This is a genomic window from Gluconobacter potus (assembly GCF_015244705.1).
Lineage (GTDB): Bacteria > Pseudomonadota > Alphaproteobacteria > Acetobacterales > Acetobacteraceae > Gluconobacter > Gluconobacter potus.
The window spans coordinates 83,594-95,647 of sequence record NZ_JABCQF010000002.1; the positions used below are offsets into that span (position 1 = coordinate 83,594).

Annotated in this window: 8 protein-coding genes and 1 pseudogene; 7 read left to right on the forward strand and 2 right to left on the reverse strand. The window is 59.7% G+C overall.

The features are described 5' to 3' along the window. The first annotated feature begins 28 nt into the window (after positions 1-28). Together HKD31_RS04500 and HKD31_RS04505 are read left to right on the forward strand one after the other, a co-directional pair. Positions 29-1,297 (forward strand): ArgE/DapE family deacylase, encoded by a 1,269-nt coding sequence (locus HKD31_RS04500; protein WP_338085532.1) that lies wholly within the window; start codon positions 29-31, stop codon positions 1,295-1,297. A gap of 110 nt (positions 1,298-1,407) precedes the next feature. Beyond that, complete coding sequence (locus HKD31_RS04505; RefSeq protein WP_228120218.1) at positions 1,408-3,987, forward strand: TonB-dependent receptor plug domain-containing protein; 2,580 nt, start codon at positions 1,408-1,410, stop codon at positions 3,985-3,987. Between the two features lie 91 nt (positions 3,988-4,078). Here HKD31_RS04505 and HKD31_RS04510 read toward each other — a convergent pair whose 3' ends face one another. Next, entirely contained in the window at positions 4,079-4,969 is an 891-nt protein-coding gene (locus HKD31_RS04510; protein WP_194264391.1) for a LysR family transcriptional regulator, read from the reverse strand. A gap of 88 nt (positions 4,970-5,057) precedes the next feature. Between HKD31_RS04510 and HKD31_RS04520 the strand changes: the two are divergent. From HKD31_RS04520 to HKD31_RS04540, 5 genes and pseudogenes are all read left to right on the forward strand, one after another. After that, a pseudogene (locus tag HKD31_RS04520) lies at positions 5,058-6,164 on the forward strand (NAD(P)/FAD-dependent oxidoreductase). Next, a complete protein-coding gene (locus tag HKD31_RS04525; RefSeq protein ID WP_194264388.1) occupies positions 6,148-6,459 on the forward strand; it encodes a (2Fe-2S)-binding protein in 312 nt (103 codons plus the stop codon). The pseudogene HKD31_RS04520 and the gene HKD31_RS04525 overlap by 17 nt, the downstream one beginning before the upstream one ends. After that, a complete protein-coding gene (locus HKD31_RS04530) occupies positions 6,453-7,847 on the forward strand; it encodes an FAD/NAD(P)-dependent oxidoreductase (protein ID WP_194264387.1) in 1,395 nt (464 codons plus the stop codon). Before HKD31_RS04525 ends, HKD31_RS04530 begins: the two co-directional genes overlap by 7 nt. Further along, complete coding sequence (locus HKD31_RS04535; RefSeq protein WP_194264386.1) at positions 7,844-8,959, forward strand: NAD(P)/FAD-dependent oxidoreductase; 1,116 nt, start codon at positions 7,844-7,846, stop codon at positions 8,957-8,959. The genes HKD31_RS04530 and HKD31_RS04535 overlap by 4 nt, the downstream gene beginning before the upstream one ends. A 61-nt stretch (positions 8,960-9,020) precedes the next feature. Continuing rightward, positions 9,021-9,266, forward strand: coding sequence for a hydantoinase/oxoprolinase N-terminal domain-containing protein (locus HKD31_RS04540; protein ID WP_228120220.1), 246 nt, complete (start codon positions 9,021-9,023; stop codon positions 9,264-9,266). 183 nt (positions 9,267-9,449) lie between these two features. Here the strand turns inward: HKD31_RS04540 and HKD31_RS04545 are convergent, their stop codons facing one another. After that, positions 9,450-11,870, reverse strand: a complete 2,421-nt coding sequence (locus tag HKD31_RS04545; RefSeq protein WP_338085533.1) for a TonB-dependent receptor — start codon at positions 11,868-11,870, stop codon at positions 9,450-9,452. Positions 11,871-12,054 lie beyond the last annotated feature (184 nt).

The window sequence follows — 12,054 nt, forward strand, 5'->3', positions numbered from 1 at the left end:
GAAAGGCGATCCGGTGGGAGAAGGCGCTGTGCTGGAAAAGACTTCCTGTTGCAAGAAAACGCTGACCGAGAGTCTGGACTGTGTTGTCGACCGGGATTTCGAGACGCGGCAGGTGCCGTTTCTCCAGGAGCTTGTCAGGGTTCCGTCGGACAACCCGCCCGGTGACTGCGCACCGCATGCGCTGTTCTCTGCCGGGCAGTTGCGGGATCTTGGGTTCGAAGTCGAATGTCATCCTGTTCCCCGGGATTTCGTGGAACGCCACGGAATGCAGAGCGCAACCAATCTGATCATCCGGGAACGTTTCGGGGACGGTAAGGGGCCTGTTATCGCTCTCAATGCGCATGGTGACGTGGTCCCTCCCGGTGAAGGATGGATTCACGATCCGTATGGTGGCGTCATCGAGGACGGGAAGCTCTACGGTCGCGGAGCCGCGGTCTCCAAGTCCGACTTCGCAACCTATGCGTTTGCACTGCGGGCGCTGAAAGAAGCCGCTTCGGATCTCTCCGGGACCGTCGAGCTTCACCTGACCTATGACGAGGAAATTGGCGGCCATGTCGGCCCGGGCTGGCTTCTGGCCGAAGGGCTGAGCAAGCCGGATCATGTCATCAGTGCGGGTTTCACCTATGACGTGATGATCGCGCATAACGGCAGTCTTCAGCTGGATGTTGCTTTCACCGGCAAGGCAGCCCATTCCGCCTGGCCAGAAACGGGGGCGGATGCGATCGAGGCGGCCAGTCGTGTCATGTCGGCGCTGTATGCCTATCGGGACGGGCTGGTGGAGACGGTCTGTTCCATTCCTGGAATTGATACACCAACGCTCGTCATCGGAACGATCGAAGGCGGCGTTGCAGCCAATGTCGTTCCCGAACATGCGAAATTCCGCCTGGAACGCCGGATTCTTCCCGACGAGAAAGCGGCCGATGTCGAGGCCGAACTACGTCAGATCATTCTGGAGGCGGCGGATGTTCCGGGTGTGCAATGCGTCGTGACACAACATCTGCTGGCGCTGCCTCTGGTGCCGGACGCGGGTCAGGCCCCTCTGATCGCAGCGTTGCAGGATGCTGCGGAGGCTGTTTTCGGGGAGCGGATTGCCGTGAAGGGCATGCCGCTTTTCACAGATGCCCGGATTTACAGCAATGCGGGTTACCCCACGGTTCTGTACGGTGCCGGGCCGCGCCGGCTTCAGGACGCCAATGGCCACCGTGCGAATGAGCATGTGGTTCTCGAAGACATGCGCCGTGCGACGAAGGTGATTGCAAATGCACTGGCCAGTTTGCTGCGCCCCGAAGCCATGTAGTCCCGACCACGAGATAATCCCACCGTGCAGCAGTGGGCCCTCCGGTTCCTGCTGTGCGATCTGACTATTCCGACTGATATCCCTGTCTTGCCAGGGCGATGGAGCCGATCATGAACATCAGGAAACTTGCGCTTTATTCGACTTTTCTCTCCGTCAGTTTCTGCACTGGTTCGGTTTTTGCCGCCACGACAAAGGCCCCTTCAGGCCCCGTGAAGGCGTCGGTTCACAAGGCCCCTGCCAAGGCGGCGCCGGTGAAGGCAGCTGCGCCCGCCAAGAGGGTGGCAAAGGCCAGGAATGCGCCGTTCGTCGCAGGGGGCGAAGAGGGTGTGATCGTGACCGGTACGCATGCCACGAACCGCCATGCCCGTCAGAGCACGAGCCCGATCACGGTTCTGTCCAGCGCGACGCTGCGTCGCTCAGGCATGATGAACCTCGCCGATGCGCTGGCGAAGACGTATCCGTCCATCAACATGAGCACGATGGGCAATGACGCCGGCGCACTGACATCCTTTATCCGGATGCGTGGCCTGAATCCGAACCAGGTTCTGGTGCTGGTGGATGGCAAGCGCCGTCACACCACGGCCAACATCAATGCGGATGCTGGCCCGAATTTTGGCGCGACGCCTGTGGATCTGAACATGATCCCCTCGAACATGATCGACCATATCGAGGTGCTCGAAGACGGCGCTGCTGCGATGTACGGCTCCGACGCCATTGCGGGCGTGGTGAACATCATCACCAAGAAGCAGGATCATGGTCTGAACATGAGCGCCCAGACGGGTGCGAACGCCTATAACGGGGATGGCTGGCAGTACCAGCTCAACGCCGATGGCGGTCTCAAGCTCGGCAATGACGGGTTCATCCATATTTCTGGACAGGTTTACCACACGGATCATTTCGTTACGAATACGGTCGACAACCGCCTCGCGGGTTATGTCCCGGCAGGTGCTGCGAACGAGCTGTATACGGGCTCCGTCAAGGTGCCCAAGAACTCCAACAAGATCATGAGCACGCCTGAAGAGACGCGTGAGAATCTCGGGATCGATTTTGGCAAGAACCTGACCGAAAACATCCAGTTCTACGGACAAATCACTTATGCGCACCGTCATGCGGAAGCGTATGAGAATTATCGTGTTCCGTCGGGGGCCAGTGCCAGTAACCCGGAACTGTTCCCCTACGGCTATTCTCCGCTGGAGACGATCGACGAGAACGACTATGCAGCGACCCTTGGCCTGAAGGGCGGGCATTTTTTCGGGTTTGACTGGGATCTGAGCAGCACCTGGGGTGAGGATCTGGACAAGATCTCCAACCAGAACACGACCAATCCGAACATGTATGCCGCAACCGGATATACGCCCACGACTGTCCGGACGTCCAATTTCCGCCTTGCGCAGTGGACGAACAACCTTGATCTGCGTCGGAACTTCAAGATCGCCAATGTGGTTCCCGTCACGGTGGCATTTGGCGGCGAGCACCGCCTTGAGCAGTACACCATCATGGCTGGTGAGCCTGCGTCCTATGAATATGGTGGAACGTCCGCATTGGCCGGCCTGACGCCGCAGGATGCCGGAAAATGGAACCGTGATGTCTGGGCGGCTTATCTGGATGGTGACTTCCATCTGCTGAAGAACTGGGATCTCGACTTCGCCGGCCGCTTCGAGCACTACACCGATGTCGGCAATACCGAGAACGGCAAGGTCTCCACGCGTTACGACATCACGAAGCGGATCGGCCTGCGCGCCACCATCAGCAACGGTTTCCGTGCGCCGACCATGGCCGAACAGCATTACAGCGCCATCAATGTCGGCCCGACATCAGTGCTGGGTCTGCTGCCGGTGTCGTCCTCCGAAGCCCGCGCGACGGGCGCGTCCCCCCTCAAGCCCGAGCGTTCGACCAGCGCGACCGGTGGTATCGTTCTTGAGCCGATCGATGGCTTTCATATCGAGACGGATGTCTATCAGATCAACATCCGCGATCGCATCGTGCAGGGCGGTAACGTGACAGGAGCGACCGCGATTTCGGCGCTGGAAGCCATGGGTGTGTCCCTTCCGGCCCTGACCCAGCTTTCCGAAAACGCCGTGCAGACCTACTACTTCACGAACGGGGCAAGTACTCGGACGCAGGGGCTGGACATCAAGGCGGATTATATGTTCCGCATGCATCGATACGGCAACCTGACCCTGTCCATGGCGCTCGATCTGAACCGGACGCGCCTGACGCATAACGGCATGTCGTCCACGGGATCGCCGCTTCTGAACGCCCAGAACATTGCCTATCTGACGACGGCCTATCCGCGCAGCAAGATCATTCTCAATGCGTTCTGGACAATCGGGAAATGGGACGTGAATGTGCGTCAGACCCGTTACGGCGAGACGACAGACATGATGACCTATCAGGACTGGACGCCGACGGCCTCGATCTGTCCGATTGATGGCAAGCAGCTTCAGCAGTCCAGCAGCTGCTTCGCCCAGTTCAAGAATTCTCCGCGCTGGCTGACGGATCTTGAGATCGGCTATCGTGTGAATTCCCGCTGGCATCTGGCTGTGGGTGCGAACAACATCTTTAATGTCCGTCCCCGCAAGCTTCCAGGTGAGCTGAACCAGCTTGGTGGCAATCCTTACGATACGTTCTCGTCACAGGTTCCGATGACGGGTGGGTATTATTACGGACGTGTTAATTTCACGCTCTGATATCAGAGGCGTTCTGAAAAAAAACCCAGGTTTTACGCGCGGAAAGGTCCTCCTTTCCGCGTTTTTTTGTGCAATGCCGTTTGGTTCAGGTTCAATCCAGCAGGCGGACAATATCCGAGAAGCGGCGGGTCAGACTGTCCGATTTCTTCTCGACCAGGTAGCACACGCGAAACTTGAATTTCACGGCGGGTGAGAACTCCCGGACAATGATGTTCGTGTCATCCGATGGGATATAGAAGGGATGCACGATCGAGACGCCCAGCCCCGCCGAGACGAGAGACAGCAGGAGCGGTGCCGTGTTGACGACATGCGCGATATTCAGCGTCGCGTTTTCCTGCTGGAAAATGTCCCGGACCAGCTGGGCTGTCAGCGATTCCACGCTGAATGAGATGAACGGGACGTTCGTCAGGTGATGCGGTGTGATGATGGTTTGTGCTGCAAGCGGGTGGCCACGAGGCATGATGCAGACCATCGGGCGCTCCATGAGCGAAACGCAGGTGATACCGTCTGTCTGTTGCTGGCTGCCGATCACACCGACATCAATCGTCTTGCTGGTAAGGCCACGCAGGATATCGACTGAGGGCAGGGAAACGATATTGAGAAAGACGTTCTCGTTCTTTTCAAGATAAAGTGCAGTTGCCCGGGAAATAAAACCTGTTGAGAGAGCGGGCAGGACGCCAATAACAAGCTCTCTGTTCTTGCGGCGCCGGATGGCCTGGACGACATCTTCGATCTTGTTGAGACTGTGATAAAGGCAGGACAATTCTTCATACAGTGTTCTGGCTTCGGCAGTGGGCCACAAGCGGCCTTTCGCGCGCTCGAACAGTTCCAGACCAGTATCGATTTCAAGGTGCCGGAGCAGTTTGCTGGCTGCTGGCTGGGAGATGTTCAGTTCTACGGCTGCCGCGCTGACGGTTTTCTGTTCCATCAGGGTCGTGAAGAGTTCGATCTGCCGGAAATTCAGGGGCTTCATCGCGGCCATAACCTTCCGGAATGGGATGGGTCAAAAACGGTCTTAGACAGTTCATAATCGAATCTGCAATGTTCTTGTATCGAAAGGACGGGATGTGATGTTCGATTGCGTGGTCATCGGGGGTGGGGTTGTCGGTTCGGCCATTGCCTATGGTCTGGTCTCGCATCTGGATTCTGTTCTGATGATCGATGGAAGGGACAGCGATCCGCGCGCTGCCCAGGCGAATTTCGGGTTGGTCTGGTATCAGAGCAAGGGTGTGGGCATGCCCGCCTATCAGCGTCTGTCCCGGCTGGCGGTCGAAGAGTGGCGCAGTTTTTCCAGGGAAATCGAGGAAACAGGCGGAATCCCGATCGAGTTCGCAGGGCAGGGCGGCCTTACGTTCTGTCTGGGCGATCAGGAACTCGAAGCCCGGCAGATGATCCTGTCCAGACTTGCAGGCTAGATGGAGAGGACCGAAATCGGGATGCTCTCCCGCCGCGAGCTGGAGCATCTCTATCCCGGGATCCGCCTTGGAAAGGACGTTACCGGGGGAGCCTTTTCCGCCCTGGACGGTCATGTCAATCCGCTGCGTCTGCTGATGGCGCTTCAGCAGGGATTTGTGGATGCTGGCGGGACGGTTCATCGCGGAAGACGTGTCGATGGGATCGAGGTCTGCGGCGGGCAGTTCAGGCTGCATCTGAAAACGGGTGTCGTGCACGCGGCCCGGGTGGTGATTGCGGCGGGGGAAGCGAGCCGGGTTCTTGCCGAGCCGCTCGGCATGACGCTGCCGTTCACCTTGCAGCGCGGGCAGATCCTCGTGACAGAGCGTGTGGGGCCTGTATTGCCTTATCCCTCCGACCGCATCCGGCAGACTGCCGGGAGCACGATCATGATTGGCGGCACCAAGGAGAATGTCGGCCGCGATACAGGCACGACGGCCGGTGCGGCAGCCAGTCTGGCGGCACGCGCCATCAGGGTATTTCCCGATCTGGCGCGCGTTTCAGCCGTCCGTCAGTGGAGCGGCCGACGCGTGATCACGCCGGATATCGCGCCCATTTACGAGCGCAGTTCCAGGTTTCCGGGGGCGTATGCCTGCATCTGCCATTCGGGGGTGACGCTGGCGGCCTATCACGCCCGCGGGCTCGCGAAGCGCATCGCCGGATATGGGAGCTGGGATGACGTCCAGCAGTTCAGTGCCAGGAGGTTCAATGTTCAGGCTGCTTGAAGATGACCGGGGCAGGATGGAGAGCACGGTGACGATCGAGATCGACGGGTATCCGGTCATCGCGCGGATCGGAGAAACGGTGGCGTCCGCGCTGTTGCGTGAGGGCGCTTCCTGGAGCCGGACGACACCGGTCTCCGGTGCCCGGCGGGCTCCGTACTGCATGATGGGTGTGTGTTTCGACTGTCTGATGCTGGTCGAGGGAGAAGGGCTGGTCCGCGCGTGCCAGACGCTTGTCCGGGCCGGTCTGAAGGTGCAGCGGCAGACGGGGCCACGGAAGGTGGGGCCGTCATGCTGAAGCCGGATCTTCTGATCGTGGGAGCCGGCCCGGCTGGAATGAGCGCTGCGATCGTTGCGGCGCGCGCGGGGCTGAAGGTCGTCGTCGTTGACGAACAGCCGACGCCCGGCGGCCAGATCTGGCGTGGGGTCGAAGCAAATGCGGGGACGTCCCGCGGCAGGGCGCTGGGCTCGCAGTACTGCTCCGGTCTGGCGACAGTCCGGGCGTTTCGTGAATGTGGGGCGGTTTACTGGCCGTCCACGCGCGTCTGGCAGATCGAGCCTACTCTGGGGACGTATGTCACCGGCCCCGGGGGGACACGTGTGATTGCCCCGCGTCTGGTTCTGATCGCGACAGGAGCGCAGGAGCGTCCGGCTCCGTTCCGGGGGTGGACGTTGCCCGGGGTCATGACGGTCGGGGCGGCGCAGATCCTGCTCAAGAACCCCGGAAGCGTTCCTTCGGAGCCTGTCTGGATTGCAGGATGTGGGCCGCTAGCGCTGCTTTATGCGCATCAGTTGATCAGAATGGGGGGAGCGGTGGCGGGTTTTCTCGATACCCGGCCTTCCACTCCACTGCGTGAGTCGTTGCGGCTCGCAGGCAGGGCTGTCCTGCGGAGCAGCGGCGAGCTTGCCAAGGGCATGTCCTGGTATGCGGGGCTGCGCCATCGTGCCGGACGCTATGTTCCGGGTGTTGTTGATCTTCAGGCTCTGGGGACGGACCGGCTTGAGGGCGTACGCTACCGGACGGCAGCCGGACGGCTGGCAGAGATCAGGACGTCTCTTCTGCTGGTTCATGAAGGGGTGCTGCCCGAGTTGCATACGGCACGCAGTCTCGGATGTGAAATCCAATGGGATGCCGGGCAGGCCGCCTACAGGCCCGTTCTGAATGAATGGGGCGAGTGCAGCCATCCCGATATCCTGATCGCGGGAGATGCGGCCGGTATTGGTGGCGCCGAGGCTGCGGTCCATCGGGGCAGGCTGTCGGCTCTGCGCATCCTGCAAAGGCTGGGGAAAGTCGCGGCTGAGCCCGGGATGACCGAGGAGAGCTGTCGGGCGGCCCTCGCGCGTGCCCTGGCGCTGCGTCCTTTTCTGGATCGGGTTTTCCGGCCGCGCGGGGAGATCTTTGCGCCGGATGACGACACGATCGTCTGTCGCTGCGAGGAACTGCGGGTTCGCGATCTGCGTACGGTGCTTGCGGGGAGCGTGGGGCCGAACCAGCTCAAGGCCTTTACCCGGGCGGGAATGGGGTCCTGTCAGGGGCGACAGTGCGGCCTGACCGTGGCGGCCCTGATTGCCGCCGCCGAGGGGCGTCAGATGGGTGAGGTCCAGCCCTTCCGGGTGCGGCCGCCCCTGAAACCGGTCCGGCTCTGCGATCTGGCGGGTCTGGCAGATGAAGGTCTTTCGTCATGAAGGCCGGGCAGGCCACGACGGCCGTGATCGGCGGGGGGCTGCATGGTCTGGCCTGTGCGCTGGCTCTGGTGCAGCGGGGGCAGGACGTCGTGCTGTTCGAACGGTCATGGATCGGGCGTCGGGCGTCGGGCGCGACGGCGGCGGGTGTCCGGACGCTGTGGCGCGATCCGGCGGAAATCGGCCTTTCCCTTGAGGCGCTGGAGCGGTGGTACCGGATGGATGCGCTTGTCGGGGATGACTGCGGCTTTTGGGCGGGCGGTCAGATCAAGGTTGCCGAAAGTCATGCCGAGATGGAGGCACTGGCGGCCCGGGCCGCCCGGACGCGTGACCTCGGGTTCCATCATGAAGAACTGATCGATACCCGGGAGCTGCGTCGGCTGGCCCCCATGATCAGTGAGCACTGTGTTGGAGGGCTCATCGCCCGTCGTGATGGGGCGGCTGATCCCCACCGGACGATTGCCGCATTCCGCCGGGCTGTTGAAGGGCATGGGGCCGTCATTCGCGAGGGGATCTCCGTCATGGCGCTTGAACCCGAGGCCGGGGGGTGGCGCGTGGTGACGGATGCCGGAAACTGGGCCGTGCGCCATGTCGTCAATGCGGCAGGTGCCTGGGGCGGTCAGGTCTGCCGGATGGTCGGTGAGGTCATCCGGTTTGGGTACAAGGCCTCCATGGTGTTTGTCACCGAGCGGGTGCAGCAGGCGTTCGGGCCGGTTTTCAGCACGGTCGGCCGGCCCCTGAGCTTCAAGCAGTCGTCGCAGGGAACGCTGGTTGTCGGCGGCGGGATCCAGGGTTGGGCCGATCTGGAAAAGGGGTCAACGCAGGTTGATTTTCGTGCCCTGTCCCGGGGGGCGGCAGCGGCGCAGGCGCTGTTTCCGGCCATCCGGAACGTCCAGATCGTGCGGGCCTGGACGGGGCTGGAAGGAAAGACTCCTGACCTTCTGCCTGTCATCGGGCCGTCCGCACGTGCTCCCGGCGTCTTCCACACATTCGGATTTTCCGGCCACGGGTTCGAGCTTGTTCCCCTGGTCGGGGAGATCATCGCCGACTGCATCATGCACGGTCGGTCCCGTTACGATATCGGCGCCTTCGATGTCGCCCGTCTCCTGACCTGAGGTTCGCATGATGTCTGGAAAGAACCCGAATACTGAAAACAGTCTGTCAACGGAGGCTCCCATGGTCCGGATAGGAATAGATGTCGGCGGAACGTTGACCGATTTTCCGGTCTCGGAGGCTGAGGGTGAGGAACTGTCCTATTTCAAGACGCCCTCCACCCCACATGATCCGTCCGAAGCCATTCTGACGGGGATCAGAACGATCCTTGCGACACGGGGGATTGCAGCCGGGAAGGTTGCTTATCTCGGGCATGGAATCACTGTTGCCACCAACATGATCATTGAGGGCAACTGGGTCGTCATGTAGTCGTCATGTAATCGCCAAAGTGCCCTCACAGTTCGATCTTGATTGATTGGTAAAACGACGCGTCTGGCAATGGAGGACGTGGTTATCTGCCTTCAGGATCAAATGAAACGCCGCCCTGCGAGGGTTCCTTGCAGGGCGGCGTAAAGTGTTGTTCTGATCCCGAGGGAAGCGTCTTGGTTTTGCTCAGAAGGAAGACGAGATGTTGATCACAAAGGTCATGGGGGCTGCGAGGAAGTAGGCGGGTGTCGAGCCTGCGACGATCTGGCCGTTCGTGGCGCGTGTTGGTCGTGCATTGGTGGTGACAGTACTGATGCCGCCGAGATAGGCTTTGTTCGTCAGGTTCATGAAGTTCAGACGAAGGACTGGCTCGTGGAGGACAAACCATTTCGGGAAGTGGTAACCCAGACCCAGATCGACGGTTTTGTAAGCCGGCATCGACTGATCGTCCATGAAGGTCGAGTACTGGGAATCAACATATTTGAAGGTTACGTTGGCGAAGAACGGTCCTTTTGTGTACATTACCCCGACATTGGCCATGAATTTCGGACTGAAAACCGCAATTTTCCCGGCAGTCGGCAGGGTCCCCGAGGCTGTGTTGAAATTGTTGTCCATCGTGGAATGGAGATATTGCCCGTTCACATAAGGCGCAAAGCCATAAAACGGATGAAGGGACGCTTCTGCTGTCACGCCGCGTACGGTCTGGCCGCCTGCTGCGATGGCGGTGTTGGTTGATGCGCCGTTGATGAAAGCCTGGGTCGTGACCTGGTGGTTCGTCAGGTTGGCATTGAAAAACGCTGCGTCGAAATTGAAAGCCCCGTAGTAACGGAAGCCCAGTTCCTCGCTGATCGTGTATTCCATACGGGCATTGTTAGAGCCACTCTGGGAGATTGCTCCAGTCGCGGTGCTGTAGATGTTGGGATAGGTGGATAGCGGGACGGGCGGTCGTGCGTTGGTTGTTCCGTTGATATAGACCTGCATGTCCTTGGTGATGTTGTACGACACCGATACGCGCGGCATGGGCTGTGTTATGGCCTGCGAGAAATGATATTGTGGCCCGGCGAGCTGGTTGGTGCCGGAGACGTAGAACATCATTTCTTTCACGCCGGCAGTAATTTTCAGCTTGTCATCGAAGAAGCTCTGCGTGTCAGAGACGTAGAAATTGTTGATCATCGTGGACATCTGATACTTTGCGCCTGCGATGAGGCTACCATTCGTGGCGTAAAGCAGGTCCTTGCCCATATAGCTGGACGCATTTCCGTTAATGTCCAGAGGTGTAACCCCGGATGTTGCGTCCATGTTCCAGTGATCGAACCAGTAACCGAAAATCAGGTGATTGCTGTGGATCGGATCATACTGGATATAGGTGTTGACCCCGGTCTCGTATTCACGCTGCGCCGTATTCGCCAGGCCATTGACGCGTCCGTTGACGAGCGTCAGGCTGGACGTATCCAGGGTGACGCGCTGGTCTCCCGAATACAGAGAGTCGGGGTTAAGCGAAGTCTGGCCCGGGCTGTTGGAGAAGTTCCAGTGGAAATAGGGCGTGATATGCAGGTTCAGGTGCCGCGCAAGCGAGAACTCGTTCTGGAATGAAATCAGAACGCTGTTACGGTGATAAAGATAGTTCTTCCAGTAGTTGGTCGTCACGCCTGGGGTATAAGTGGAAGCATAGTTTCCTACGGAGAAATTATTGTTCGTCTTTGCAGCGGTTTCGTAGGCTGCGAGCGTATAGGGATTGCTACGGGCATTCTTCCAGGCGTCGTAAGAAACGAACAGACTGCTGCGTCCGATGGAGCCCCACTCTTTGAGCGCCTTGAAGTCGACATGTGTTTTGTTGCTGCGTCCGGAACCCGCGAAGATGTCCGCGGCGGTATAGGACGCGGAACCGAACAGACGGATACCGGAATGACCGATATAGCCGCTGTCGAGCCGTCCGAATACGCGTTGCGCGCGGTAGGACCCCGCAGCATAGGAAATCATGCCACCGGCTTTTTCTGAAGGATCCCGTACGGTCTCGATCAGTTCACCACCCGAGGAGGACTGAACCGGGTCGTTGATCCGCGAGGTGCTGGGAATCAGCGTGATGTCAGACAGATTCTCATTGTCGGCATAGGTTTCAGTATAGGGATTGTAATAGGCCTGATCGACGCCCGGCACACCTTCGATCGTATAGCCCAGCTGTGTCTGCTGGAAGCCGCGGACACTGATCGTGTTGCGGATACTCAGACCGAACGCATCCTGCGTGCCGTAATTGACGCCCGGCAGGGTGGAGACGAGTTGCAACGGCGAGGCAATGGCTGATTTGCGGGCAATGGCCGCAGCCGTGATGGAGCTTGTGGATTCCGGGGCGACCTGACGTTTCATGAAACCACCCGCCATGCGCCGTCCGGCTGAGACATGGATCTGCTCGGGATCGGACTGCACCTTGACCGCGCTTGCCTGTTTGCGGGGTGTCGGGTGGGATGCGGGAGGGGCGCTATGCCCGCTGTGAGGCCGGATGCTCTTCGCGGAGGGCGTGGCACCCTGCGCGCCTATGGGGGACATTGCACTGGCTGCAAACAGGAGTGTGGTTGCCGACAGGCGTCTGGAGAATGTGAAAGATGCCACTGACATGATCTCCGTTTTCAGGGCTCGCAGCGGGTTGCGATCGGTAGAGCGGGTTTGCTGTCGTTACGATCTGGAAAGCATCTTCTGAAGGGCGCCGGAATCCAACACATAGCTGTTATTCAAAAACTGCAGGTAAATCAGTCTGGCGGCCGGCCCGGGTGTATAACTGATATACTGGTCGCAC

Excerpts from the sequence above, each read along its gene's own strand:
- HKD31_RS04505 (WP_228120218.1), top strand. The coding sequence starts at position 1,408 with ATGAACATCAGGAAACTTGCGCTTTATTCGACTTTTCTCTCCGTCAGT.
- HKD31_RS04510 (WP_194264391.1), bottom strand. The coding sequence starts at position 4,969 with ATGGCCGCGATGAAGCCCCTGAATTTCCGGCAGATCGAACTCTTCACG.
- HKD31_RS04525 (WP_194264388.1), top strand. The coding sequence starts at position 6,148 with ATGTTCAGGCTGCTTGAAGATGACCGGGGCAGGATGGAGAGCACGGTG.
- HKD31_RS04530 (WP_194264387.1), top strand. The coding sequence starts at position 6,453 with ATGCTGAAGCCGGATCTTCTGATCGTGGGAGCCGGCCCGGCTGGAATG.
- HKD31_RS04535 (WP_194264386.1), top strand. The coding sequence starts at position 7,844 with ATGAAGGCCGGGCAGGCCACGACGGCCGTGATCGGCGGGGGGCTGCAT.
- HKD31_RS04540 (WP_228120220.1), top strand. The coding sequence starts at position 9,021 with ATGGTCCGGATAGGAATAGATGTCGGCGGAACGTTGACCGATTTTCCG.